Origin of the sequence: Allomuricauda sp. d1, assembly GCF_039592695.1 — a bacterium.
Classification (GTDB): Bacteria; Bacteroidota; Bacteroidia; order Flavobacteriales; family Flavobacteriaceae; genus Flagellimonas_A.
The window spans coordinates 481478-506649 of record NZ_JBBUTK010000002.1; the positions used below are offsets into that span (position 1 = coordinate 481478).

Annotated in this window: 36 protein-coding genes; 28 read left to right on the forward strand and 8 right to left on the reverse strand. The window is 42.4% G+C overall.

Going from position 1 to position 25172, the window contains the following annotated elements:
- The first annotated feature begins 35 nt into the window (after positions 1-35).
- Positions 36-1424, forward strand: a complete 1389-nt coding sequence (locus tag AAAH86_RS09240; protein ID WP_343487291.1) for a sigma-54 dependent transcriptional regulator — start codon at positions 36-38, stop codon at positions 1422-1424.
- 124 nt (positions 1425-1548) lie between these two features.
- The gene (locus tag AAAH86_RS09245) at positions 1549-2892 is read left to right on the forward strand and encodes an ATP-binding protein (protein WP_343487292.1); all 1344 of its coding nucleotides are present in this window, start codon (positions 1549-1551) and stop codon (positions 2890-2892) included.
- A 301-nt stretch (positions 2893-3193) separates the two neighbouring features.
- On the opposite strand, the gene AAAH86_RS09250 is transcribed toward AAAH86_RS09245, so the two are convergent.
- Positions 3194-3379 carry a CsbD family protein gene (locus AAAH86_RS09250; RefSeq protein WP_343487293.1) on the reverse strand — a complete coding sequence of 62 codons (186 nt, stop codon included), beginning with the start codon at positions 3377-3379 and terminating at the stop codon, positions 3194-3196.
- Positions 3380-3581: 202 nt separating this feature from the next.
- Here AAAH86_RS09250 and AAAH86_RS09255 point away from each other — a divergent pair, with 202 nt between their 5' ends.
- The 6 genes from AAAH86_RS09255 (at position 3582) to AAAH86_RS09280 (ending at position 7255) form a co-directional block, all read left to right on the forward strand.
- A complete protein-coding gene (locus AAAH86_RS09255; RefSeq protein WP_343487294.1) occupies positions 3582-3818 on the forward strand; it encodes a Rho termination factor N-terminal domain-containing protein in 237 nt (78 codons plus the stop codon).
- Between the two features lie 10 nt (positions 3819-3828).
- Positions 3829-4869, forward strand: coding sequence for an AI-2E family transporter (locus AAAH86_RS09260; RefSeq protein WP_343487295.1), 1041 nt, complete (start codon positions 3829-3831; stop codon positions 4867-4869).
- 106 nt (positions 4870-4975) lie between these two features.
- On the forward strand, positions 4976-5671 hold the full coding sequence (locus AAAH86_RS09265; protein ID WP_343487296.1) for a hypothetical protein: 696 nt from the start codon (positions 4976-4978) through the stop codon (positions 5669-5671).
- 11 nt (positions 5672-5682) lie between these two features.
- Positions 5683-6285: a nitroreductase family protein gene (locus AAAH86_RS09270; protein ID WP_343487298.1), complete on the forward strand. Its 603-nt coding sequence runs from the start codon at positions 5683-5685 to the stop codon at positions 6283-6285.
- Positions 6286-6321: 36 nt separating this feature from the next.
- Entirely contained in the window at positions 6322-6948 is a 627-nt protein-coding gene (locus AAAH86_RS09275) for an NAD(P)-binding domain-containing protein (RefSeq protein ID WP_343487299.1), read from the forward strand.
- 10 nt (positions 6949-6958) lie between these two features.
- Complete coding sequence (locus AAAH86_RS09280; RefSeq protein ID WP_343487300.1) at positions 6959-7255, forward strand: HPF/RaiA family ribosome-associated protein; 297 nt, start codon at positions 6959-6961, stop codon at positions 7253-7255.
- Positions 7256-7453: 198 nt separating this feature from the next.
- On the opposite strand, the gene AAAH86_RS09285 is transcribed toward AAAH86_RS09280, so the two are convergent.
- Both AAAH86_RS09285 and AAAH86_RS09290 read right to left on the reverse strand, forming a co-directional pair.
- Complete coding sequence (locus tag AAAH86_RS09285; protein WP_343487302.1) at positions 7454-7630, reverse strand: hypothetical protein; 177 nt, start codon at positions 7628-7630, stop codon at positions 7454-7456.
- A 10-nt stretch (positions 7631-7640) separates the two neighbouring features.
- Positions 7641-9002, reverse strand: coding sequence for an NAD-dependent succinate-semialdehyde dehydrogenase (locus AAAH86_RS09290; RefSeq protein WP_343487303.1), 1362 nt, complete (start codon positions 9000-9002; stop codon positions 7641-7643).
- 272 nt (positions 9003-9274) lie between these two features.
- Between AAAH86_RS09290 and AAAH86_RS09295 the strand changes: the two genes are divergently transcribed.
- The 6 genes from AAAH86_RS09295 (at position 9275) to AAAH86_RS09320 (ending at position 13004) form a co-directional block, all read left to right on the forward strand.
- Positions 9275-9607: a YtxH domain-containing protein gene (locus AAAH86_RS09295; protein WP_343487304.1), complete on the forward strand. Its 333-nt coding sequence runs from the start codon at positions 9275-9277 to the stop codon at positions 9605-9607.
- Positions 9607-9960: a hypothetical protein gene (locus AAAH86_RS09300; RefSeq protein WP_343487305.1), complete on the forward strand. Its 354-nt coding sequence runs from the start codon at positions 9607-9609 to the stop codon at positions 9958-9960. The genes AAAH86_RS09295 and AAAH86_RS09300 overlap by 1 nt, the downstream gene beginning before the upstream one ends.
- Position 9961: 1 nt before the next feature.
- Positions 9962-10165 carry a hypothetical protein gene (locus AAAH86_RS09305; RefSeq protein WP_343487306.1) on the forward strand — a complete coding sequence of 68 codons (204 nt, stop codon included), beginning with the start codon at positions 9962-9964 and terminating at the stop codon, positions 10163-10165.
- A gap of 196 nt (positions 10166-10361) precedes the next feature.
- Positions 10362-10940: a hypothetical protein gene (locus AAAH86_RS09310; protein WP_343487307.1), complete on the forward strand. Its 579-nt coding sequence runs from the start codon at positions 10362-10364 to the stop codon at positions 10938-10940.
- 92 nt (positions 10941-11032) lie between these two features.
- Entirely contained in the window at positions 11033-12130 is a 1098-nt protein-coding gene (locus AAAH86_RS09315) for a DNA topoisomerase IB (RefSeq protein WP_343487309.1), read from the forward strand.
- Positions 12120-13004: a mechanosensitive ion channel family protein gene (locus AAAH86_RS09320; protein WP_343487310.1), complete on the forward strand. Its 885-nt coding sequence runs from the start codon at positions 12120-12122 to the stop codon at positions 13002-13004. The genes AAAH86_RS09315 and AAAH86_RS09320 overlap by 11 nt, the downstream gene beginning before the upstream one ends.
- A gap of 32 nt (positions 13005-13036) precedes the next feature.
- Here AAAH86_RS09320 and AAAH86_RS09325 read toward each other — a convergent pair whose 3' ends face one another.
- Positions 13037-13249, reverse strand: coding sequence for a DUF2945 domain-containing protein (locus AAAH86_RS09325; RefSeq protein WP_343487311.1), 213 nt, complete (start codon positions 13247-13249; stop codon positions 13037-13039).
- 210 nt (positions 13250-13459) lie between these two features.
- On the opposite strand from AAAH86_RS09325, the gene AAAH86_RS09330 reads away from it, so the two are divergent.
- Complete coding sequence (locus AAAH86_RS09330) at positions 13460-13915, forward strand: PA2169 family four-helix-bundle protein (protein ID WP_343487312.1); 456 nt, start codon at positions 13460-13462, stop codon at positions 13913-13915.
- Positions 13916-13966: 51 nt separating this feature from the next.
- Here the strand turns inward: AAAH86_RS09330 and AAAH86_RS09335 are convergent, their stop codons facing one another.
- Positions 13967-14998 carry a helix-turn-helix transcriptional regulator gene (locus tag AAAH86_RS09335; protein ID WP_343487314.1) on the reverse strand — a complete coding sequence of 344 codons (1032 nt, stop codon included), beginning with the start codon at positions 14996-14998 and terminating at the stop codon, positions 13967-13969.
- Between the two features lie 156 nt (positions 14999-15154).
- Here AAAH86_RS09335 and AAAH86_RS09340 point away from each other — a divergent pair, with 156 nt between their 5' ends.
- The 4 genes from AAAH86_RS09340 to AAAH86_RS09355 all read left to right on the forward strand — a co-directional run bounded on the left by AAAH86_RS09340 (position 15155) and on the right by AAAH86_RS09355 (position 16110).
- The gene (locus AAAH86_RS09340) at positions 15155-15316 is read left to right on the forward strand and encodes a DUF1328 family protein (protein WP_343487315.1); all 162 of its coding nucleotides are present in this window, start codon (positions 15155-15157) and stop codon (positions 15314-15316) included.
- A gap of 24 nt (positions 15317-15340) precedes the next feature.
- A complete protein-coding gene (locus AAAH86_RS09345) occupies positions 15341-15550 on the forward strand; it encodes a hypothetical protein (RefSeq protein ID WP_343487316.1) in 210 nt (69 codons plus the stop codon).
- 89 nt (positions 15551-15639) lie between these two features.
- The gene (locus AAAH86_RS09350) at positions 15640-15951 is read left to right on the forward strand and encodes a hypothetical protein (RefSeq protein ID WP_343487317.1); all 312 of its coding nucleotides are present in this window, start codon (positions 15640-15642) and stop codon (positions 15949-15951) included.
- A gap of 15 nt (positions 15952-15966) precedes the next feature.
- Complete coding sequence (locus AAAH86_RS09355; protein ID WP_343487318.1) at positions 15967-16110, forward strand: hypothetical protein; 144 nt, start codon at positions 15967-15969, stop codon at positions 16108-16110.
- A gap of 71 nt (positions 16111-16181) precedes the next feature.
- Here AAAH86_RS09355 and AAAH86_RS09360 read toward each other — a convergent pair whose 3' ends face one another.
- Positions 16182-16721 (reverse strand): hypothetical protein, encoded by a 540-nt coding sequence (locus AAAH86_RS09360; protein ID WP_343487319.1) that lies wholly within the window; start codon positions 16719-16721, stop codon positions 16182-16184.
- A gap of 159 nt (positions 16722-16880) precedes the next feature.
- Between AAAH86_RS09360 and AAAH86_RS09365 the strand changes: the two genes are divergently transcribed.
- The 9 genes from AAAH86_RS09365 (at position 16881) to AAAH86_RS09405 (ending at position 23361) form a co-directional block, all read left to right on the forward strand.
- Positions 16881-17441 (forward strand): AraC family transcriptional regulator, encoded by a 561-nt coding sequence (locus tag AAAH86_RS09365; RefSeq protein ID WP_343487320.1) that lies wholly within the window; start codon positions 16881-16883, stop codon positions 17439-17441.
- A 16-nt stretch (positions 17442-17457) separates the two neighbouring features.
- Entirely contained in the window at positions 17458-17904 is a 447-nt protein-coding gene (locus AAAH86_RS09370; protein ID WP_343487321.1) for a response regulator, read from the forward strand.
- Between the two features lie 13 nt (positions 17905-17917).
- Positions 17918-20104, forward strand: coding sequence for an ATP-binding protein (locus AAAH86_RS09375; protein WP_343487322.1), 2187 nt, complete (start codon positions 17918-17920; stop codon positions 20102-20104).
- Positions 20105-20191: 87 nt separating this feature from the next.
- On the forward strand, positions 20192-20344 hold the full coding sequence (locus AAAH86_RS09380) for a YqaE/Pmp3 family membrane protein (protein ID WP_343487323.1): 153 nt from the start codon (positions 20192-20194) through the stop codon (positions 20342-20344).
- Between the two features lie 183 nt (positions 20345-20527).
- Positions 20528-20671, forward strand: coding sequence for a hypothetical protein (locus AAAH86_RS09385; protein WP_343487324.1), 144 nt, complete (start codon positions 20528-20530; stop codon positions 20669-20671).
- An 18-nt stretch (positions 20672-20689) separates the two neighbouring features.
- Positions 20690-20827, forward strand: a complete 138-nt coding sequence (locus AAAH86_RS09390) for a DUF5670 family protein (RefSeq protein WP_343487325.1) — start codon at positions 20690-20692, stop codon at positions 20825-20827.
- Positions 20828-20856: 29 nt separating this feature from the next.
- Positions 20857-21888 (forward strand): AraC family transcriptional regulator, encoded by a 1032-nt coding sequence (locus AAAH86_RS09395; RefSeq protein WP_343487326.1) that lies wholly within the window; start codon positions 20857-20859, stop codon positions 21886-21888.
- A 169-nt stretch (positions 21889-22057) separates the two neighbouring features.
- On the forward strand, positions 22058-22876 hold the full coding sequence (locus AAAH86_RS09400; RefSeq protein ID WP_343487327.1) for an SDR family oxidoreductase: 819 nt from the start codon (positions 22058-22060) through the stop codon (positions 22874-22876).
- 74 nt (positions 22877-22950) lie between these two features.
- Complete coding sequence (locus AAAH86_RS09405; protein ID WP_343487329.1) at positions 22951-23361, forward strand: hypothetical protein; 411 nt, start codon at positions 22951-22953, stop codon at positions 23359-23361.
- 51 nt (positions 23362-23412) lie between these two features.
- Here the strand turns inward: AAAH86_RS09405 and AAAH86_RS09410 are convergent, their stop codons facing one another.
- Together AAAH86_RS09410 and AAAH86_RS09415 are read right to left on the reverse strand one after the other, a co-directional pair.
- Positions 23413-23934, reverse strand: coding sequence for a YetF domain-containing protein (locus tag AAAH86_RS09410; protein ID WP_343487330.1), 522 nt, complete (start codon positions 23932-23934; stop codon positions 23413-23415).
- 69 nt (positions 23935-24003) lie between these two features.
- Positions 24004-25131 carry a Pycsar system effector family protein gene (locus tag AAAH86_RS09415; RefSeq protein ID WP_343487331.1) on the reverse strand — a complete coding sequence of 376 codons (1128 nt, stop codon included), beginning with the start codon at positions 25129-25131 and terminating at the stop codon, positions 24004-24006.
- Between the last annotated feature and the right edge of the window lie 41 nt (positions 25132-25172).

Consider the following 25172-nt stretch of genomic DNA (forward strand, 5'->3'; position numbering starts at 1 on the left):
TGAATTTGTAGTTTTAGCCCAAATCTTTTCAACCCATGGTCGACGCTAAAGTTTTGGTCATTGATGACAACAAGAGTGTGTTGAGCGCCCTGGAAATTTTATTGCAGTTCGAATATAAGAGCGTTGAAACCCTGTTCAACCCCAATCAAATCTCTTCCTTTCCCGATTTAGAGAATATCGATATCATTTTGCTGGATATGAATTTTTCGGCTGGGGTGAACACGGGCAATGAAGGGCTGTTTTGGTTGAAGGAAATCAAGAAAAAATCCCCTGATACCTCTGTAATCATGATGACGGCCTACGGTGCGGTCGATTTAGCGGTCAAAGCCCTAAAAGAGGGAGCTTCTGATTTTGTGTTGAAACCTTGGAACAATGAACGTTTGCTCACCACGGTAAAATCGGCCTATGAACTGCGCCAGTCCAAACAAGAAATCAACCAGCTCAAAAAGAAGGAGAACAGTCTGAAGCAAGTCATCAATGAGGACAAAAACTACATTATCGGCAATTCAAAGGCATTGACTGCGGTTTTAAATTTGGTGCGGAAAGTGGCCAAGACTGATGTCAATGTCTTGATTACGGGCGAAAATGGAACGGGGAAGGAATTGATTGCCCGCGAACTGCATCGTCTTTCTCCTAGAAAGGATGAGGTTTTTATTGGGGTTGATATGGGTTCTATTGCCGAGAACCTTTTTGAGAGCGAGCTTTTTGGGCACCAAAAAGGTTCTTTTACCGACGCCAAAGATGACCGTGCGGGCAAGTTCGAAGCGGCCCATCAAGGCTCATTGTTTTTGGATGAAATCGGAAACCTTTCCCTACAGACCCAGGCAAAGTTGTTGTCGGCAATCCAAAACAAAGCTGTTGTTAGGGTGGGGGCCAATAAACCCATGGCCGTTGATATTCGTTTGATATGTGCCACCAATTGCAACTTGGAACAAATGGTCGCCGATGGACTTTTTCGCGAAGATTTGTTGTATCGAATCAATACCATACACATTAAAGTACCCCCTTTACGGGAACGAAAAGGGGATATATTGCTTTTATCCGATTTCTTTTTAAAACGATTTGCGAACAAATACGACAAGCCAGGGCTACGTGTCAATAATATGGCCCAAGAAAAATTGGAGGCATATTCTTGGCCCGGAAATATTAGAGAGTTACAGCACACCATGGAAAGAGCGGTGATCCTATCTGAAGGCAATGTGCTAAAACCATCTGATTTCCTCTTGCACCCAAAACCCCCACAATCTTTTGAAGACGGCCCAAAAACCCTTGATGAAATGGAATTTCAAATGATAACGAGGGCCTTGCAAGAGCATGACGGAAACTACACCGCAGCAGCAGAACAACTTGGGGTGTCTCGGCAGACGTTGTACAATAAACTCAAAAAGAGCCCCCTAGCCCCCAAAGGCGGAACAAAGCGTTAGTTACAACAGTGTTACAACAGTATGGAGCAAAAAGAATTGATAAACCGAAAAGAACAGGCCCAATGAAGATGATGCCTTATGAAACTTATGGTTTTAAACTTGATACTTGAATTTGATTTTGTAAATGGCCAGTAGAAACTTTTATTTTCAATTGATTGCAAGGGTCATTTTTTTGGCCTTGACCTCACTTGCGATAGCATTTTCGATTTCTTATGCATCCTATATCGCTCTGGGGTTTTCGATCATCTTGTTGATTGCCCAAGTATTTTCCCTTATCTCATTTATCAACAGCACGAACCGAAAGATTGCCTATTTCTTTGATGCCATAAGAAATGAAGATTTTACGCTACGTTTTCCTGAAAAGGTAACCATCAAATCCTTTAAAGAATTGAACCAGAGCCTCAATCGTGTCAATGGATTAATCCAAGAAGTACACTTGCAGCTTCAAATACGCGAAAATTATTATCAAGAAATCTTAAAGCAGGCCAACATTGGGATAATGACATTCAATGAAAAGGGCCATATTCTATTTGCCAATCCCACTTTAGAAAAATTGCTCAACTATAGTCCATTGAACCACATCAAGCAACTCAATCAAATAGACAAGGGGTTGTACGAAATTTTTAAGCCTTTCGAGCCTTTTGAACGTAAACTGTACCAATTCACCAATGAAAGGGAACAAAAGCAACTGGCTTTAAAATGCACCCAAATGACCTTGAACAATAATCCCTTGCTCTTGGTGGTAGCACAGGATATTCATCATGAATTGGATAAAAAAGAAACTGATTCTTGGGTGCGGTTGATTCGGGTGTTGACCCACGAAATCATGAATACCATTACACCCATCACTTCGATTTCAGATTCTATCTTAAAGCATTTTAAATCAGTGGAGCTGGAATCTTCCAACGACATTGACAAAGACAAGATGGCCAGTTCTATAAAGGGTATGGAAGTGATTCGTGAACAAGGGGGCGATTTGATGGAATTTGTACAATCGTATCGAAGTTTTTTAAGTGTTCCGAAACCTGACAAAACTTTAATATCTGCCCAAAAACTATTTGAAAAAGCACGTGTGCTCACCTCAAAGGAGGCCAGTCAAACAACAAAAATCAACTGGTCTATACAACCCAATGGATTAGAGTTGTTCATAGATGAAAAACAAATCACCCAAGTGTTGATCAATCTGGTAAAGAATGCAGCTCATAGTTTGGAAGGACAAGAAAACGGTACCATTGATGTAACAGCTTCCCTTGACGGGAATGACAAAAAATACATCGAGGTAAAAGACAATGGGCCTGGAATTTCCGAAGAACTGCTGGATGAGATTTTTGTTCCTTTTTTTACAACAAAAGAAAAGGGGACTGGAATAGGGCTAAGCCTATCAAAGCAGATCATTCAGCAACATGGGGGAAACATTGTCGTTCAATCATCATTGAACCATTATACATCATTCATACTTTCATTTTAATCGCAATGAATTCCCCGATGCTTTGTGTCGGGGTTCCCATAAGATGTCATTCCCGTGAATCCCGCCCGTGAATCCCGATAGCTATCGGGATGGTTTATGGCCTTTAGGTCAAAATGAAACCAACAAAATACCCCTACGGCCCTGCCTTGAGGATAGTTGGCTTAAAGAGATTCTTTATTTCACTGCAGCATTTAAAGTCAATGCCAATAGAATGTTTCATATCGGTGCCCTTGGCGATATCAAAAAGCCACAATAAAAAACCCCCAAGTATATGGGGGCGTTCATTCTTGGTGCGGTGCCACTACCAATTTTCAATTTCACGCTTTAGATTTTCTTTTGCCTTGCCGGTTTTCTCTTGAAGCTTCCCCAGCATTTCATCAAACTTGCCGTCTGCGTAGGTTGTATCGTCATCAGTGACCTTTCCATATTTCTGTTTGAACTCACCTTTGATTTGGTTCCATTTACCTTCTATTTGTTCTTTGTTCATTTCTATATTTTTTGATGTTGTTTCTTATAATCGCATATAAAGGTATGGTTGTGCGCATGTGACCATTGCCGACATCAAAAAAAATGTTGACACAAAGACTGAAATCACTGAAAAACAATGGATATCGCTAACAAAAAAGTGAATCGAATCAAACCAATACCGTCACAATAGAGATTTTTGAACACTGCAAACAATAGAAGCTATGGATATACCCAGTATAAAAAACGAAGACCAATATGAGGCCCTGCGTGACAAGGGCTACAGCAAAGAAAAGGCGGCACGTATTGCCAACACTAAAGATGCCGGAAAAAAAGGAGGCAAAGCAAAACCGTACGAAGAATGGACCAAAGAAGAACTCTATGAACAGGCAAAGAAAATAGGTGTTGATGGCCGTTCAAAAATGAACAAATCAGAACTCATCGAATCCCTGCGCGAATAATCGTCCACCAATGTCAAAATCCAAGACCATAGACCCCAATGTCATACGGCAAGTATTCATCTTGTTGCTTGTCTTTTTATTGGGTGGGCTCATTTTTAAAGAAGTGGTGCCCTATCTGACCGGGGTGCTCGGTGCCATTACCCTGTATGTGGTTTTGCGCAAACCGATGGCCAAATTGATAAAAAAGGGATGGCACCCTGATTTGGCCTCGGGGGTGTTGATGTTGTTGTCTTTTATTGGCATATTGATTCCGCTTTCTGGAGTAGTGCTCATGCTCGGCACGAAGGTGAACCAAGCGGTAGAAAACTCCAAAGAGATGACCAAAGAGGTCAAGAAAATGGTGGGTGAATGGGAAAATAAGCTTGGTTTTGATATCGATTCAAAAATAGATACCTCATCTGTCTCGGGCTGGGTTTCTGACAACCTACAAAGCTTTGCCGGGGGCACTTTTGAAACTTTCATCGCAATCGGTATCATGTACATTCTTTTATATTACATGCTCACCAATAGAAAGAAACTCAAAGAATCGCTTTACGAATACATTCCCATCAGCAATTCCAATTTAGATGTCATAGGAAACGACAGCCAGGCCATGGTGAAAGCCAATGCCCTCGGCATTCCCTTGGTGGCCTTTGCACAGGGTATAGTAGCACTTATCGGCTTTTTGATTTTTGGGATAAAAGAACCCTTCTTTTGGGCGGTCATAGTGTTTATTGGCTCTATGATTCCGTTTATAGGCACTTTGGTGGGCACCTTGCCCGTTTTTATCATCACCCTTTCAAACGGCAACACGTTTGCGGCATGGGGCATTTTGCTGTACGGGCTGATTGTGGTTGCTGCCACGGATAACCTCATCCGATTGTTTGTGCTAAAAAAACTGGACAACGTCCACCCCCTGATCACCTTGATTGGCGTACTTGTCGGAATACCCCTTTTCGGATTTATCGGCTTGATATTCGGGCCGCTTATCGTCAGTCTTTTTTTGATTATCGTCCGCATCTACAAAAAGGAGTACGGAACCAAAAAGGCATCTGAATCTGAAAAGTTATAATGTACTCCTTTTTGAATCATTCAATTTGAATCAACAAAATCTTTGTTTACGGCAATCGTTGCCTTGATGATACTGTAATATTGCGTACAACATAAAATTAGAAGATATGATGCAAGATGATGTTGATACAGACACGATTTACCAAGACATAAAAAACATACAGAATAATAAACCCCTGGCCATCCTTCCTGACACCTATCTGATAAAGATGACCAATGGTGACGAAACCAATAACGGTTATGCGTTGTTGCACTTAAACAGGAAGAATATCTTTCTTGTTGATGTGTTGGCGTTGGATGTGCTGAAAACGTACCAAGACAAGGGGTATCATGTTTCAGGCCTGGGCATCACCCATAATGAACTGGTCGATAAAAATCGGCTCGAAGAAGTAACGGAAATTTTAGGGGATGCCCCTATTTTTATGCATCCGCTGGAAAGCCAAAACTACGGCGATTTGACTACGGATGCCCTACAACCGCATGATGCCTTCAAGGGTTTTTCCATCCAAATTTATGATGGGCTCGGCACCGATTCCGGGGATTTGGCATTTTACAGCGAAATCAATAACGGTATGCTCTTTACCGGAAAAACTGCAAAAGGAAGCGAGTACGATTCAGAAAACACATCGATTGAAAGGCCTCGTGGTGCCGACACCACAAATGACATCGCAGCCGCGGAAAATTGGAGGAGATTTACCGCCACTTTTTTACACGTACTGCCTGGCAAGGGAAAACCAGCACTGTACCTGACCGAAGGAGAACAAAAAGACCTCATCATTCAATTGGGAAAGAAACACAGCTAGAAAAAGAAAATATGACCGAAACAGAACAGTTACAATTAGAACAGATAGCAGATACAGGGCATGACATCATTCCGTTACTGCGGTTGCGATATAGTCCCCGGGTTTTCGAAGAGCGAAAAATTCCAGAGGAAGAACTCAAGCAACTTTTTGAAGCGGCAAGATGGGCGGCGAGCTCAAACAACATACAACCGTGGCGGTTTATTTATGCGGAAAAAGGAACCGAAGCCTTTGACCGCATGGTCAACTGTCTGAGCGATTTCAACCAAAAATGGGCTGTCAATGCACCAATTTTGCTGTTTACGATTTATAAGGAAGAAACTGATGACGGCAAAGAAAATTTTCACGCACTGCATGATTTGGGGCTAGCCATGGGCAATATGACCATACAGGCCCAGCACATGGGTATCGCCCTGCACCACATGGCCGGGGTAGACTGGCAGAAAGCTGAAGAAGAATTCAACGTGCCCAAAGGGTACCATTTGAACTCAGCAGTGGCGTTGGGTTATTATGGGGGTGTCGTTGAAAAGTTACCGGAAGAATTAGAAGAACAGGAAACCGCACCAAGAAAACGTATGGAGCAGGATGAATTTGTCTATAAAAATTCTTGGCAGTAGGCTTATCCGAATTATATAACATTGAAAACGTAATTTATGAAGATAGGAATCATTGGTAGTGGAAAAATTGGTGGTAATCTTGGAAAACACTGGTCAAAGGCTGGGCATGATGTGCTCTTCAGCTCGCGCCATCCTGAGGAATTGGGAAGTTTGGCCAAAGAAGCTGGGGATAATGCGGAAGCAACCAGTGTAGAAGCGGTATTTGAAGCAGATATGGATGTGTATCTCTTGGCCGTGCCCTTCGGCGCCATCGATAAGATATCAGAATTATATGCGGGAGAATATGGCAACAAAGTCATCATTGATGCCACCAATCCATATCCGAGCCGGGATGGTGAGGTTGCAGAAAAAGTGCGTGACGCCAATTATGCTGCCTCGGAATATACGGCCACAAAATTCAGCACTGCAAGAACTGCAAAGGCATTCAACACCATTCAAGCGGCCCATTTGAAAAATCGGGCCTTTCAAGAGGTCGATCGTTTGGCCGTTCCGTTTGCAGCCCAAGATAACATCAGCAAAGAAATTGTTGAAGGCCTCATTGAAGACATTGGTTTTGATGCGGTTTACTTGGGCGATTTGGGGAAATCAAAGATGATGGACGTGGATGAAAAATTATATGGAAAATCATTGTCCAAAAATGACCTTTTAAACTTATTTGAATAAAACCTTGTATATGGAATTTGTTTTTGAATACGTAAATGTGAGTGCCAGTGACCGATTGGAAACCCTGGCCAAGGAAAAACTGAGCAATATGGCGCACAAGTACCCTTTTGTACACCGCGCCGATGTCTTTTTCAAAAAAGAAAACCGGAATGATGATAAAGAGCAAATCTGTGTCATTCGATTGAGCATGCCCGGCCCTCGAATACATGCAGAGACGAAGGCCGAAAGTTTTGAGAACGCGATTTCAGAGACCGTACGCGACCTGACCAAACAACTGGACAAGAAAAAAGAAAATTGGGCAAGGTAGTTTGCCCAATTTTTTTATCGAAACTTAAACTATACCACTATTGCCTAAAGGCGATAAGTACAATCCCCCTGTCACAAATCGGCCAATGTTGTAACCGGAAAAGACACCCCAAATAACTTAATCAAGGAATAACTTCACAATCGGAAAACTCAAGTCCTCACCCAAAAACTAGGCATTTCTCCCCGATTGGGATATTGCTTACGCTGGGGTCACAAAAAAGTACAGAGAAACGGCCACCCCAATAATCAACAAGATTAAAAAGGCCAGCACAACTTTAAACCCGATTTTCGTCTTGGTATTCTTCTGAAAAATATAGCCCTGTTTTTCTTTGTGGGGCTCTTTTACAAATTCTGTAGCTTCTTCTCCTTGTTTCATTGAGTTTCAATTATTTGTTGATGTATACTGTTTTTTTGTTCACAAATTCATGTATGCCCTCACGTGATAGCTCACGACCATAGCCCGACGCTTTGGTTCCGCCAAAGGGCAGCCTTGGGTCTGATTTTACCATTTCATTGATAAAGAAACTGCCATCGGGTATGGTTCCGACCATTTTTTTGGCTTCCTCTATATCTTCAGTGAAAAGCATGGTGCCCAATCCGAATCTTGAGTCTGCCAACTTTTGTAGAGAATCTGCCCTGTCATTTGCCTTGACAACAGCAGCTACCGGCCCAAAAAGCTCTTCTTCAAATGCGGGCATGCCGCTGGCCACTTGTTCTATGATTGTGGGTTCGTAATACGTTCCTTTTCGTTCGTTGCCAAAAACCAATTTTGCTCCTTTTTTAAGCGAGCTTTGTACTTGGTCCTCTAAGGTCTCTGCCAAATCCTCACGGGCCAACACGCCAATTTCCGTTTTTTCATCCATCGGGTTTCCAGAAACCAGTTTTCGTACTTTTTCCTTGAAGATTTCCATGAAATCATCATAAATGGCCTCTACCACGATAAACCGTTTTGCAGCGATGCAACTCTGGCCCGTGTTCTGCATTCTCGCCTTTACCATGATATCCATGTATTTTTCCAAATCGGCATCTTCCCACACCACACAGGCGTTGTTTCCGCCAAGCTCCAATACGGTTTTTTTCAAATGTTTTCCTGCTATGGAGGCAATTGCTTTGCCAGCCTTCTCACTGCCGGTAAGACTTATAGCCTTGACCACATCATCTGAAATCACTTTTTCTACAAGATTGTGATCTACAAAGAGTGTTTGAAAACAGAATTCTGGATAGCCAGCGTCGTTGAACAATCTTTCAAGCGTATTGGCACACCCGCTTACATTTGAAGCGTGCTTCAACAACACCGTGTTGCCAGCTGTCATCGTGGGGACCGCAAACCGGAAAACCTGCCAAAAAGGAAAGTTCCACGGCATGATGCCCAATATACAACCCAAGGGGTCATAACTTATAAAACTTTCATGGGCATTGGTCTCAATCAATTCGTCGGCCAAGAACTGCTGTGCATTTTTCTCATAGAATTGGCACAGCCATGCACACTTTTCGATTTCAGCAATGCTCTCGGTAATCGGCTTGCCCATTTCTAATGTAACGAGCTTGGCATAGTTCATCTTGTTGTGCTGCAACAATGCTGACAGTTTGTTTAGATAGTGTATCCGCTCTTCAAGCGGTACTTTTTTCCATTCGCAAAATACTTTTTCAGATTTGGTCAATGCGGTACTTACCTCTTTTTCATCATGTAATGTGTAAGTGCCCATAACTTCTCCGTTATATGGGTTTTTACATTCAATCGACTTCATAGTAAATTTTGCATTAAAGCTAAAAAAGACTGTTCTGGGGCATTGATTCGTTCACTGAAAACATTGATTCGTTCACCCAATAAGCGAGAGTTATGATGCTCAGGTGCTTGTTTCGAAATCTAAGGTTTGTTTCCTTCCAATGCATCGTGGGCTTGCCACAAGGGGGTTGGTGGCAAATCCGTTAACATTAACCTTTTTCGCGTCAATTGGTTTTGCAGAATTCCATCATTTTTGTGGTTGTAGAATGAATATGAACTTTAAAATTTACAACTATGAGCAATAACATAAATACAGTTTTGGGCGTGTTGGCCGGTACGGCGGTAGGAGCCATCATCGGTATGCTTTACGCCCCAGATAAAGGAATCAACACACGAAGAAGAATTTCAGAAAAAGCCATTGAGGCCAAAGACCAATTGGCAGAAAGTGCTCTGAACCTAAAAGACAGCGTAGTTGATTCGGTATCATCAAAGAAAGAAACTTTGGATTCTAAATTGGATACGATCATCACAGACGCCAGCTACAAGGCCGATGAGGTCATTACCAAGTTAGAAGCCAAACTCAAAGATTTGAAAGAACGCAACAAACGGATTCAAAAAACCGCCTAATGCAAATTTTAAAGACATTGGATAGAGCTTCTTCCGATGCTGTCAACACCGGAGAAGATTATCTTGAACTGACCAAGCGATACTACAAGCTGAAAATTTTTCAGCAACTTACCAGCAATTTTGCGGCACTCTGCAAAATGGCAATTATTGGTGGAATCGTCTTTTTGGGAATCATCTTCTTATCGGTAGCTGGTGCCATTGCCTTTGGCAATGCAGTTGACAACTTGCCCTTGGGCTATGTCGCCATGGCTACGGTGTTGATTTTGATTGCACTTGTAATTTATATGGTGCGAAAAAAATTGGTAGATCGATTTGTGCTCAAAAAAATGTCTAAAACTTTCTTTGACGACTGATATGAACAGATTTAATTCTTTTGAGGAGCTCGACCTTGAGTTGAAACAGGTATACCTGAAAAAAGAAATCGCCAAAGAGCGGATTAAGGGCCTGGGTCTGGAAGTACAACATGAACTCAACTCGATAAGCTGGCTCAAAAAAGGCCTGAACGGCATTATCAAATATGGTGCATTATTATTTGTGCGGAAGCTTATCAAAAGATGACAGACTGGTACGAAAAAGAAAAAGCCGCCATTTCTAACGGCGGCTTTTTTTATTCGCATATATCGTTTTGTGGGTGACGGTATCGCAGATAGATGGCCAAGTATGAAAAGCGTCAATCAATTATTGGTTAAAGCACACTGCAACGCAATCATGTCGCTAGTTTTGTAGCGAACACAAACACATAAAAACATACAAGATGAAAAAAATAGTACATATAGGTATTGCAATGTTATTGATAGCTTCTTGCAATATCAAGAAAGAAGAAGAGGGCGAATTGCCCGAAGTGGATGTCGATGTAGAGGCTGAAGCAGGAAATTTGCCGGAATATGAAGTTAACTGGGCCGATGTTGATGTGGGTACAACCACCAGAACGGTAGAGATTCCAAAAGTGGTCGTTGTGATGGAAGAAGAAGAGGTAGAAGTGCCATATTTGGATGTGAACATGCCCAATGAAGGAGAAAAAACCGAGCGCACTGTAATGATAGAGGCTGAGGTCACCGACACTTCGCACGACCTTGAAATCGAAGAAATCTGGGCGGCGAACAACACTTTATATGTCATTTCACGATTGGAAGCCACCGGTGATAATCTAGGAGATAAAAAAATGCGGGTATCTGACCAAGTGACCCTCAATGCACCAGATTTGAACGTAAAGCACCTCATTATCGGAGAGCGTCCAGACCGGGTGTTCAACAATCAGCACACTTACATTTCCACAGAAGACAATGTTCGTGACCATGTGGGTGACGGTGCCAAAAAAATATACTCAAGTTAAAACTTTTTGATTGGTTAGTTTGGTTGGTTTTGACAATGGCTTTAGCTGTGGATTGGCTAGGGCCATTTTCTTGACGTGACCTGCGACAAGAGATGGGCTCTTTTCCACATGACATATTGACCAAAATTTATGAGTCTCCTGAAACCTCGATGAACTATTTGAATTTGGTATACGTGAATCAAAACCAACTTTCAATTGAGCGGAGAAAGCAAAATGAAAAATTTCAGTACTACCAAGACGGCGACTTTTTAAAGGATGGGAAACAGCTGAAAAGAATAAAAGCCCTGGTGATACCGCCAGCTTGGCAAAATGTATTCATCACCCATTTGCCCAATGGCCATTTGCAGGCCATCGGCCATGATGCCAAACAGAGAAAACAGTATCGGTACCATGAGCTTTGGAAAAAGGTGCGTAACCAGACCAAGTTCTATCGCATGATTGAATTTGGCGAGCGATTGCCGACCATCAGAAAACAAACGGAAAAAGACCTTGACCAAAAAGGATGGCACAGATCAAAGGTATTGGCCTTGGTGCTCAAATTGATGGATGAGACCCATATACGAATTGGCAACCATCAATACGCAAAACGCAACAAAACGTACGGCCTGACCACCTTACGAAAAAGACACGTTGCCATCAATGGCAACAAACTTCGCTTTGAGTTCACGGGAAAGCGCGGAAAAAAGCACAAGATTACCCTGAGAAACAAAAAACTGTCACAACTGGTAAGCAAATGCGAAGAAATCCCAGGGTGGGAACTTTTCAAGTTTTTTGACTCCGATGGAGAAAAACATCATGTAGACAGCAGCATGGTCAACGATTATTTATATGAAATCACTGGAGCCGATTTTACGGCCAAAGATTTTAGAACATGGGCAGCAACTCTTGTCTTTTTTGACACCCTGATTGATTTGGGCAGCACTACAGATTCCAGACTAAACCAGAAAAACATCCTGCAGGCGTATGATGCTGCGGCCGCAGCTTTGGGCAACACCAGAAACACCTGCAGAAAATACTATGTGCACCCTATCGTGCCGCTGACCTATGAAAAGGGCAGCATTGAACCCTATTTTGAAAAGGCCGATAGGGCAGAAAGCTCCAATCTGTTCTCAGCATCAGAGAAAGCCGTTTTAGAGCTCATACGAGCCTACAAACCCGAAGTTTTAAAAATGATACAACATGAAGATTGATTTACAACAGGCATGGACAGACATGCTCGAAAAAATGGAATCTTGGGTAGATACCCTGATTATAAACCTGCCGAACATCGTACTCTCAATAGTCGTGTTCGTCATGGCACTGATTCTGTCAAAATACGTGAGCAGATTGGTGCTGAAGCTCCTGCAGAAAAGCTCACTTCAAAAATCGATGAAGAGCCTAATCTCAAAACTGGTATCGGTCGTGGTCATTCTATTGGGCCTCTTTTTGGTACTTGGCATATTGGATCTGAGCAAGACATTGAATACCATCTTGGCGGGTGCCGGTGTGGCTGGTCTGGCCGTGGGGCTTGCCCTGCAAGGTGCGTTGGCCAACACCTATTCGGGCATTGTGCTTTCGTTCATAAAGACCATAAAGTTTGGCGATTGGGTCGAGACCAACGGCTTTGAGGGTGAGGTTGTAGACATTGACCTGCGTGTGGTGACCTTGAAGCAACCTGATAATAACCTGGTCTACATTCCGAATAAGTTGGTGGTTGAAAATGCCCTAAAAAACTTTTCGACCACGGCACAGTCACGGGTTATCTTAGAGTGTGGCGTGGCGTACGGCTCTGATTTGGAGTTTGTGCGAAAACTGGTGCAAGAAACCATCGTCAAAGAATTTGAACCTGTTGACAAAACTGAAGAGGTCATTTTTCTGTATAAGGGGTTTGGAGATAGTTCCATCAATTTTGAGACCCGTTTTTGGATAGATTCCACCTCGGCCCTTGAGGTGGCCAAAGCCAGGACAGAAGCCATGATTGCCATCAAAAAAGCGTTTGATGCCAATGATATCAACATTCCGTTTCCGATTCGCACGCTGGATTTCCCCAGTAATTTCAGATTCACTGAAAAAGAAAATGAGTAGTGGTTTTTAGTGGTCGATGAGGTGCTTTGGGTTCAGTCGACCCTTTGCACCTCATTTTCACTTTTTAGAATCTTGGTGCCATCCTCTTGTTCAATGAACAGCGCTTTGTTGCCAGGCTCCCCATCCCGGGTGACTTCATTTCCCTTTATTGTTTTGGTGACCTTTTCGGTGTAGGTCTCGATGACCTTGCCTTGGGCGGTTCCATCGCCCCATTTCCACTGTACGGTGCTTCCTTCTTTGATCATGTGCTGTTTTTGAACCCAATATGGGCATTATCCTTAGAAATGGATAACGATATCACGTTTTAGAGTAGCGCAGACCATCATCAAATTCAATCGCATCAATCATTTGTTGAAAAGGACAAACAAAGGCGGAATGCTCCTTGTATTTTTGGGATGAGGATGTGAAACGGTAAGCATCCCTAAAGAAATTACCATAACCTTAAAATTTACACGATGAGTACATATACTGATGCAAATACATTGACCGACAAGTTGAACGACCTCTTGGAAAAAACGTATGATGCTGAAAAAGGATATAAGAAAGCAGCCGAAAACGCCGATTCTTCAAACCTTCAAGCCTATTTTGAAAGAAAATCAAAAGAGCGCAACGAGTTTGGCCACAAGATAAAAGCCGAAATACAGACCTTCGGAAATGATGTGGACAAAGGTGGAAGTGCCACCGGAGCCATGCATAGAACCTGGATGGACGTAAAGGCCTTTTTCTCGGCAGACAGCGACGAATCGATGTTGGAGGAAGCCATCAGGGGCGAAAAAGCTTCGGTTGAAGAATATAAAGAAGTCTTGAAAGACACGGCACTGCCCCCAAGCACATCTACCGTTTTGACACAGCAGATGAATCAAATCTCTACTGACTTGTCAAACATCAAAAGCTTGGAAGACCTGAAATAATGGAAAATAGCCCCGAATCAAAAAAAGGGATGCCGATCGGCATCCCTTTTTTCATTTCACCTTTTGCCTGCGAATGCGGTCAGCATATATTTTTGGCGTGACCCCATATTTTTCTTTGAATAGTCTGGCAAAATAGCTTCTTGAATTGATGCCGATTTCGTAGCAGATCTCGGTAATGTTCAAATCGGTCTTTTCAATATATTCTTTTGCCCTTTCGATCCTATAGTTGCGTATATATTCGTTCACAGAAGCATTGTGAAGCTGTTTAAAGGCGCTTTGCAGGGTATTTTGGTTGATGCCCACCCGTCTGGCCAAAAGCACCACACTGTCCATGCTGGCTATTTCTTCCTTGATGATCTTAACGGCCTTGTTCACCTTTTCAATGATAGCTTGCTGTACAATTTTTTGTTCTTTCGGAGAATTCTTTACCTCAAGATACTGCCGTAATTGGTGCGATAGCAGCTCGTAGGCCTTCCCCTCTTGAAAAACAGCCTTGGTAAAACCGCTGAGCTCACATTCCGTGAATTCTTTCAACAATTCGGAAATGTCTAGGCTGTAGTTCATCTTGTGGAAAAAACGGTTGACCCCATTGACGTCTTGAAAAAGCTCGACCAGCTCATCGTTCATTTCTGATAAGAACTGCTCTGTTTTTTCTTCAAAAAGCTTTCTGTTGATTTCAAGGCTAAAGATACAGATAGGCACTTTGCTCGGAAGACGCATAATATGCGGGTCGGTGCTGCTGCCCGACACCATGATGCTCTGTAGCTTTTCTATGGAATTGAACTGCGTCTGGCTCTTGAACCGGTGCTTAAAGGCATGCTCACGGTTGAAGATGATCTTGAGAGGCCTTAAGTTGCCCTGTAGAATCTCAAATTGAACACCTTCATGCAATAGGCAATCCACATCCAACACGCCAAGGCCATGGTCAAATTGAATACATTTTATGTAGCCCGAACCCAGTGCTTCGGGTATTCTGAGACAGTGTTCGTTATGGTCAACATCAAGCGAAACGTTCAGTGTTTCTGACAAATCCGCAAGAATGTCGTAAACCTCACGGTCATCGAATTTGATTGATTTTTTCATGATTGGATATAGTGGACTAAAGATACGCCATCCACATGTATTATCAGGGATTAGAATTAAGATTCAAATGGATAGCATCAAGCCCATTACCAGACTTTTGTGACATTTGTTTTGAAGGCTGATAAAGTGTCGGCCCACTAATCTAAAACAAACATTATGTTACGTTGGACAGTTACATTTATCATATTGGCCGTAATAGCAGCGATTTTTGGTTTTGGGGGCATTGCCGCCGGGGCTGCCAGTATTGCAAAAATATTATTCTTCATTTTTCTGGTATTGATCGTCATTTCATTGATCACAGGTAGAAAAAAAGTATAAACAGTTAACCAAAAACTTATAGAAATGAAAAAATCAATTTATTTATTCTTCGTATTCATATTTGCGGCATTCACCATGGCTTCAACGAGCAGTTGTAGAGATGATAAAGCCAAAAATGAGGTAGAGGAAGTCGGCGAAGACATTGAAGAAGGTGCCGAAGAAGTCGGTGAATCCATCGAAGAAGGTGCCGAGGAAGTTGAAGAAGAAGTAGAAGACGCTACCGACGATCATTGATTTCTGTCAATGTATCGGTAGCATTATAGTAGTGGTCGGGTGGCTGTCTTTGAACGGTCACCCAATTACCATTTAAAAAATTATTAAAGATGACGGAAGAATACGCAAAGCATGAAAAAAATCTGATAAGAGAACTCCAAAAAAAGGGCTACACGGCCAACTATATCATCAAAGACAATACGTTGGTCGATGTGGATACCAAAAAGGAGTATACTTCAGATGAGGTCACCATCGTGGGCGAGCACCGGTACGAAGGCATGAGCAATCCCTCAGACATGTCAATTTTGTATGCTCTGAAAACAAAAGATGGTAGAAAAGGCACCTACCTCGCAGGTTATGGGCCATCTGCCGATATGGAAACCGCTGAATTCTTCAAAAACGTCAATGAAGTACAAGGATAGTTTAAAAAGAGAATTATGGGAACGATAAAGGACAAAAGAAAATTCAAAAGAAAAAAAGAACAAGATAATCCTACGAATCCGACAGGAAAAACAGATAGGGACAACAATGTCTTTGACATTGAAAAAGATACGGTCAAAGAACAGCAGAACAAGAATTGAGAATCCACACATACACCATCGACACTATAGAAACCACTGTAAGGCAGTGGTTTTTTTGTTGGCAAAACCCTCTAGCTATTGTCCTCCTCTTCCTCGGCAACCAAAGGATGGTCGTCCGTGTCAAGCCCCACAATCTTGATGATGTTGACCACGGTATTGTAGAGCATCAACACGACCACGATCAGGGCAGCGCTCAGAATGCTCGAAATGCCCAAAGACACGTAATAGATGATGCTGAACCAATTGGCGGGCACATTGTCAGATTCGGTAATGGGCAGGTTGAACAATAAAAAAGAGGTCACGGCTGCAATGAACACTGCGGTATCCAGCTTTGCTATCTGTAGCACGTGTTTGTAGTGGTCTTTTTTGAGTTTTGATTTTGCGCCTGAACTGATGCCCAAAAGTGTCAACAAAAGGGCCAGAATCGTGGCAGAGGCCAAGGCAATGGTATTGCAGAGCGTGTTCAGGCCCGAAATCGAGTTCTTGATCAATTCCTTGGCTTGGTATCCACTGAGTTCTCCCATCAAAATGGTTCCGATAAGTATCACCATCATTGATATGGCACCGCCCACTAGGGCCCTTTTTGTGTATTTGCTCAATTTTATCCCCATACGTCACAACGTTGTTTCAAGTAAAGTTCAATTTTGGCATATTTTTCATTCAAATTGTTAAACATTCCTACAAAAAAATATGAATTTAGCGTGATTGATTCGTTCTAATACTATTTTTATTGCTGCTATCAAACAGTAGGATCACCAAGGCTTTCTCTAATGAAAACGTATCTGAAATACGACCATGACAAGGTGGGCAAATCATTGCTCAAATTTTTACTTGAAAAAGAAAAAGTTACCTACACTATTCTTGACACAGGGCAATTGGAGCTCAAAGGCAATATCGATACCAAAAGAAGGGATGAGATTATAGCTGTTTTGGCCGCACACGGCATCTATTTCTTGGAAGATAAAAAGACAGCATTGGTACAACGCATCAGAGACACCATAACCGAGATGATCCATGATGAAGACATTGTTAGAAAGCACAAGGTTTCAGTGTATTTGTCCAAAAAACTGGGCTATTCCTATACCTACTTGTCCACCCTTTTTTCTGAGAGCACGTACACCTCTATCGAAAATTTTATCATCCTCAAGAAAATAGACTATGCCAAAACCTTGTTGGCTCAAGGCGATTTGAGCTTGACCGATATTGCATTCAAGCTCAACTACAGCAGCGTCGCCCACTTATCGGGCCAGTTCAAAAAGGCAACGGGCATCACACCGTCACAATTTCAGCGAATTTTAAAAAAAAGAACCCAACAATTGACAGACACTTGATTTTGTGGAACACTAAATGAAAAAAGAGCTACTTCACATTGTTTTGGCAGATGACGACGCAGACGATAGAATGCTGTTTGCAGATGCTGTGGATGAAATTGACATCACCACCAGCCTGAAAGTATTCAAACATGGCCAAGAGTTGATGGATTATCTTATGGATGAATCTGTTCTGTTGCCCGATATTGTTTTTTTAGATTTGAATATGCCCATTAAAAATGGGATGCAATGCCTGAAAGAGATACGACAGACACCACACTTGGCAGCATTGTGTGTCGCCATTTATTCCACCTCATCTTCAGAGCAGGATATTGAGGAAACCTTTGTCAAAGGGGCGAACATTTACATCAACAAGCCGACCAGCTTTACCAAACTGAAAAGAACCGTTGAAAAAGTATTGCGCCTGAACTGGCAATACCATACCGCCAACCTCAACAAGCACAATTTTTTGTTACGTTTGTAGCCATTGAAGTACCATGGGCCTATTCAAAAAACCATCATCAGCAACTACCTATACCATTTTACTGATTTTGGCCAGTGTGCTGTTGCTGTTTATCGCTTCGATTTCATACAAGCGCATCTTGCAACTACAGGAATCGGGAGACATGATCTCACACACCCTGCAGGTCGAGGGCAAGATCAACGAGCTGTTTTCATATTACCCCATGATGGAAGCTGCAGAGTTCAGGGCCTTTCTCATGGCAGATACCACCAACCTGTTCTCATCGAACAATTACAAAGAACAGGGCAAAGTGACGATGCACCAGCTGTATGGCTTGATCGATGATAATCCTAAACAAAAAACCTATTTAGATTCGGTCTCTCGCTTACAAGAAAAGCTGTACAGTTCTTTGACAGCGTTGGATTCTGCTTTTTTGGCAATGCCAGAGCTTAAAAATGTCTCACGTAGGCCAATGGCCGAGGTTTCTAAAATTATGGCCCAAATGGCTGATTTTAGAAATAAAATGTTAGGTGAAGAACGCCGGTTGATTAAGGAGCGAAAAGAAATCTATGACATCAACATTAAAAGGGCGCCACTGTTTCTTCTGCTACTCTCTTTGTTTGCCCTGTTCATTTTTGGGTTCTCGTTCAGGCGGGTCTACCAAAACCGAATGAAAATTCAGCGCACCGAAGCCTTTTTGCAGAACATCCTCAGAAACTCGAACAACATCATCAGTTTTGTTACCCCTATTTATGATTCCAATGATACCATTGTCGATTTTAATTTGGAGTTTACCAACCAGAATATCGAAGAGATAGAGGGGGGAACAGCACCCGAGGTTATTGGCAAACCTTTGTCAAAGACCTATCCGTTCATTTATGAGAACGGGGTCTTTGAGATCATGAAAAGAAGCATGGAAACCCAACAGACCATCTATAACGAAGAGGACTATGAGCTTGAAAATGGCCATTTTTACTACTACACTACCTATGCGCCATCTGAACGGGGGCTTCATATCACTTCGGCAAACATCACGACCCTAAAAAATGCAGATTTACTGGTGCAGCAGGCCAATAAAGAGCTGGAAGCGTTGAACGTCAAATTAACGATGCAGAACACTGTTCTAGAAGATGCCGAAGTTGTTACGGGTATTGGCAGTTTCAAGTGGGATCTTGAAAATGATGTTTCTGAAATATCAAACAATTTTTATCGTCTTATAGAATACGAACCCGAAGATTTTGAGCCTTCTATGGAAGGGTTTAGAAAATTGGTGCATCCTGAAGATTTGCCGCTATACGATAAAAAGGGAAAACAAGCTTTACGAGAGCGAAAAATGACCCAATTTACATACCGTGCGATTACAAAAAGCGGAAAGATAAAGTACTTAAAAACATTTGGCCATTTTGTGGAGCAAAATAATAAACAGTACATGTTGGGGGTTGCCCAAGATGTCACGCAACAGATAACTTACGAACAAAGGCTCAAAAACAAAAACCAAGAGTTGAAGGCCTCCAACGAAGAATTGAAATCGTTCAACAGGGTGGCCAGTCATGACCTTCAAGAACCGCTGCGAAAAATTCAAATGTTTATCTCACGTATTTCTGAAAACGAAGAGAACAATCTCAGCGAACGCGGTCAGGCCTACTTTGATAAAATTGATGATGCTGCCACACGTATGCGCTCGCTCATCAAATATTTGTTGGCCTATTCAAGAATCTCAAAGAAGGTAAAAAAGGTTGCCGATGTTGATTTGAATGTGATTTTAGAGGGTGTCATTGATGATTTCAATGAACGGATAAAAGAAAGTAAGGCACAGATAAAACATGATATGTTGCCCATTGTCAAAGCGGTACCCTTTCAAATGGAACAGCTGTTTTCTAACTTGATTTCAAATGCCTTGAAGTACAAAAGCGAAACTGATAGGCCACGTATTGCAATCACCTCGCAGACCCTCAAAAAGAAAGAGATCACCGAAAAGTTCACCAAAACGGCCAAACAATACCATCGCATAGCCATTCAAGACAACGGCATTGGCTTTGACACCAAGAAAAAGCAAAAGATCTTTGAGGTCTTTCAACGATTGCATGCCAAAGATGAGTACTCGGGTACGGGCATCGGTCTGGCCATCTGCAAAAAAATCGTGGCGCAGCATGGGGGTTTTATCAGCGCCAGCAGTACCCCGAACGAAGGGTCCGTTTTTTACTTTTACCTGCCCGCATAAGCATACAGATTAAGAATAAATTTTTTTCGACCATCAAAAAAGTCTCATGGTAGCGACCTTTGGGGCATAACCTTAAAATACAATAACATGTCTATTTTGACCATTATACTGAACATTTTGTTGCCCCCTTTGGCCGTATTTCTCAAACATGGCCTGGGCACCACATTTTTATTGAACCTTTTGTTGACCTTGATTGGTTGGTTGCCAGGCGTGATACACGCATTTTACGTCAACCAATAGTCAGCATTGAACACTTTATGAATCAAGGGATTCCCAGTACGGGAATCCCTTTTTAATGTTAAAAACCTGTTAATCAGAAAATGTTATAACATCTGTGAATAATGATGTAACAGCTTAAGGGTACTTTCTTGCGAATTTTACGGTGTTGAATCGTTACAGTCAAATTTCAAACGTATAGAAGCAATGAAAGCATCTTTGAAAATTTCCTCGCAAAATGCCAGAATTGGGCAGGTCAGGCCCAAGTACAAAGACGTATCCAATTTAAAAAGTGCCGCACAAAGCCTGTTTCTTGGGTTGAACAATACCTTGACCGAGGCTATCAAGTAATCAGTTTGTTATCGCATCATGTACAAGGTATTGACAATAGCATTGTTTCTCATTTGGGGCATCGGATTCTTTTTTCTGGGCGCAGGCCCAGAAATACACACCAGTCTGGTACTGGCAACGGCCATTTTAATTGTAAAGGTTTACCAAGAAAATTAACGTCTAAATCAACATAAAATCACGATACCATGAAAGAACTACAGATACAATCCACAGAACTGCAGACCATATTTCCAAAGCTTCGAGAGCTATTGGACGGCGAATTAAGAACCCAGCACAAAGAATATGACCTCGACTTTGACAATGAGAGCGGAAGGGGCCATATTTCAGGCATCAGCTTTAAAGGGAACATTGATTACATCGCCTTCGACTTTGAGCTCGAACAAGACTTAGTTCTTAAGCAGCGGGTTTCTGATGGCTATCCGTTATATTTTGCCTATTGCTCAAATGGGGAGTTGTTGCATTCTTTTGGCGAGAACGGCAGAGAAAAAGAAGTTCAAAAATACCAGACCGGGATCTTTTCGAACAGCACAGACGATACAAGCATCTTTACGTTCAAAAAAGGCTCAAGACATCAAGTGACCATCATCGCCGTGAATACCCAAGAACGTTTGGGTGTCGAAGAAAAAAATGATTTTGTGAACCATCAATTGCGCAATGTTTTTGATGAGAAACAGATTGATGGCAAGTTCAGTTATGTAAGCTCGTTCAACCTCAAAATTCAGGATAAGATCCGTCAGTTGAATGCCATCTCTAAAGAAGGAGTAGTGCGCAACTTGATGATGAAGGGCATGGTGCACGTAATTTTGGCAATGGAGGTGGAGCAACATGCCATGGACATCAAGAAACAATCAGAAAACTACGGTTCGCTTACCAAAAGGGAAATGGAAACCATTCGAGAACTCTCTGAGTTTATTGAAAACTATCCTGAAATACAGTACAGTTTAAAATACTTAAGTAAAAAAAGCGGACTGGCCCCTTCAAAACTGCAGGAAGGCTTTAAGATACTGCACGGCAGAACGGTCACAGATTTCATTCGCAACACCAGGGTCGAGGCCGCAGAAGACTTGATAAAGACCACAGACATGAACATTTCAGAGATTGTGTACAGCATCGGCCTGACCAGCAGAAGCTATTTCTCTAAAATTTTTAAGGAAAAATACAGTTGTAGTCCAAAATTTTATCAAGACCATCAAAATACGTTAGCTGCGACAGCCTGATATAAACACTTTCACTTAAGCAAAGGCTGTCCGCCATTAGCGGATGGCTTTTTTTGTGTTCGAACGTCACGCTAACCTGTTTGAGCACAATCGGTTATAATATTTGCCCAATCCATTTTCGACCTTTACTTTCACTGTAATTCCATGTATTTTTAAGTAAACCGAAACCATGCAAAAACCCAACAACAGACTGGCCGGTCAGACCGCCATAGTTACTGGTGGCAGTTCGGGCATCGGTGCTGCCATTACAAAATCTTTGGCTTTGGAAGGAGCCAACGTTTGCATCAATTATCACAGTGATCAGAAAGGTGCGAATGAAGTCGCCGATTGGGTGGCCGACAACATCGGTGCGAACAAAACACTGATTGTGCAGGGCGATGTGGGCCGTGAAGAAGATGTGGACCAACTTTTTGAACAGACTTTGGAACGTTTTGGTACGTTGGATATTTGCGTGGCCAATGCGGGCATTCAGAAAGACTTCCCGATGCACGAAATGTCGTTGGAGGCTTGGCAGGCGGTCATCAACACCAACCTCACGGGGCAGTTTTTGTGTGCCCGTGCCGCCATACGCATCTTTTTGGAGCAGGGCATGCGGCCAGAGGTTTCCAATTCCTTGGGAAAAATCATTCATATAAGCTCTGTTCATGAAGAGATTCCCTGGGCTGGGCATGTCAATTATGCAACATCAAAGGGTGGCCTGGTCATGCTCATGGAAAGCATTTGCCAAGAATACGCCCCCCAGAAAATTCGATGCAACAGCATCGCCCCGGGTGCCATAAAAACAGATATCAACAAGGATGTCTGGAGTGACGAAGAGGGATTGGAAAAAATCCTGAAACTGATTCCCTATGGACGAATGGGCAATCCTGAAGAAATTGGCAGTGTGGTGGCTTGGCTGGCATCCGACGAATCGGAATATATCAATGGCACCACCATTTTTGTGGATGGTGGCATGACCTGTTATCCGGGATTCTCCCAAAACGGATAATCCAAAATTATTTAGACATGACAGACAAAGAAACAAGACAACCTAAAAATAAACGAACAGATAAAACTAAAAAAATGGCGCAGGAGACGAATTGGGAAGGGCAAGCAGAAAATCTTTTGAAAGAATTGTTGACAGCAAAGGAGACCTATGGAAAGCTCCAAAACTTGGAAGTGTACAAAGAGCTCAAAAAATCTTTTAAGGAAAAGGAAAAACTATATTCTAAATTTTCAAAGAAATTGATTGTTGAGCTGTACGACTACAAGCAAACGGTGACCACCGAAAAAAACCTTACGGAAGACTGCATTTTTGAGCCCGTAAAGTATACTTTGATGAACGGCGAAATGACCAACGATGAGGTCAAACAGCTGCTTAGAAAGAAAAGAGTGACACTTGTGGAACTTTACGACGAGGTTTTGGCCAATGCCAATCTTCCTGCATCCTTGAGAACTGTCATTGATTCCCAAAAGAAGGAGCTGCAGCAATGATGGAATATGCTCGTCGTCAGTGCGAATCATCCACAAAAACCACGGCACCCGTTAACTTTCCACACCCTCAATAATCCAATCCTGCAATTTTTGATCGGAATCATTTGTGTGCAGCACGGCGATGTCGCCCGTAGTTTCAAAAACCACGGCACGTACCTGCGAAAGATCTAACACATTGGCTTCCCGTAATTTTGATTTTAGGTCTGATTCCGTAACCCTCGCTTTCTTCAAATTATCGTAATAAATTTTTTCACCCACCATCAAAAACAGTGGCGTGTTGTCGGTCAACTTGGCAATGCCACTGTACCTACGAAGGTAGGCGGTTGACAACTGTAACCCGTACAATACCGCCAAACCGATGATGCCATCCCAAAGGCTCACCGATTTAGACAAAATCGTCGTCGCCACCATGGAGCCCAATGCCACCGTTATCGCAAAATCGAAACTGCTCATTTTTGAAAAGCTCCGTTTGCCACCCAAGCGGGTAAAGAGAATTACCGCAACATAAGTGCCCAATGCCGTCAGTGTGATGGCACATAGCCCTTCATTTGAAAATTTAAACCATTCATCCATTGCTATCGATGTTTTAAGCTTTTATGACCAGTATCTGTTGATTTCTGGTGTAGTTTTACGATTGGGGTATCATTGCGGCAAATCAGGTACTTCAAGCATCCTATCAGGGCCATAGAATTTCAGGGCCACACCAAATACGATCACCGATAAAATCATTCCGATCATAAAGACGGTGTACGTCCACCGCAGCAGCTTATATTTTCGCTCCAAGACCACCCCAAGCGCATGTAGATCTTTGGTCAAGGATGAATAGATGTAATCGTGGTCTTTGATCAATTCCATCATGGCCCACTCATAGTTTTCTACCTTCATTTTATGAAAGTTGCCAAAGAACAACAGGTTGACCCTTTTCTTTTTGACATCTTCTTTGGTAAACTCACCACTCGTAACATTGGGGCGCGTCGCCATGATCGACATCACCATGGAGATGATGCAAAAAATAACAAAAATGGCCGTGGGGTAGATGAGGTAGTCATTGCTCGGATTGTCCAGTTTTGGAACGAGATTGGCCAACGAAAGTGAAATGATGATGGCATTGACCGATAACAAAATGTTGGCCTTGGTATCGGCGATGTCGCTCAATTTGATATGGTTGCGAAGCGTGACCCGATACAGGGTCTGCACCCCACGATCCGGGATTCGGTTTTTGTACTTCGCTTTTAACCGCTCCTTCCGTTCGGTGCGCTTGGCCTTTCGCTTTCGCTTCAACAATTTTTTGAGGTTCTTCTGTTTTTCAGGCTCCCACTTTTCTAAAGCATAATCGGTATAGTAGCGGTGCTCTATCTGAAAAAATTTAATGCTCTTTTTACGCCATTCTTGTGCGGTTGGCAATTCACCGACATGGGCGTTTATTTCTTCTTTCTGGAGCTCAGACCACTCTACGTAATCACTTTTGGCCAAATGCCAATAATAACTGTCTAGCGCTGCTTTTTCCACCTTATTTTTTGGCACGTCAAGCTTGTGCACCAAAGAGATTAGGTTTTGTATGGTTCCCACCTTTTTCGAAGCTATTTTTTCTTGCTCCAAAAAGGTGGTGGCGTTTGATATGTCGATGGATTTCCAGTTGGCATAATCGGTGAGATAGCCCGTGTCCAAGAACCAAACTGCCACGAGCACCAATTCTTGCTGTTCGGCATTCAAATCTGATGCTTCCAACAGTTCTTCGGTATGCTGAATGGTCTCTTGCTTATGCTTCAAGTTATGGAACAAAAGCTTAGGCCCTGTTTGTTCTTTGAATA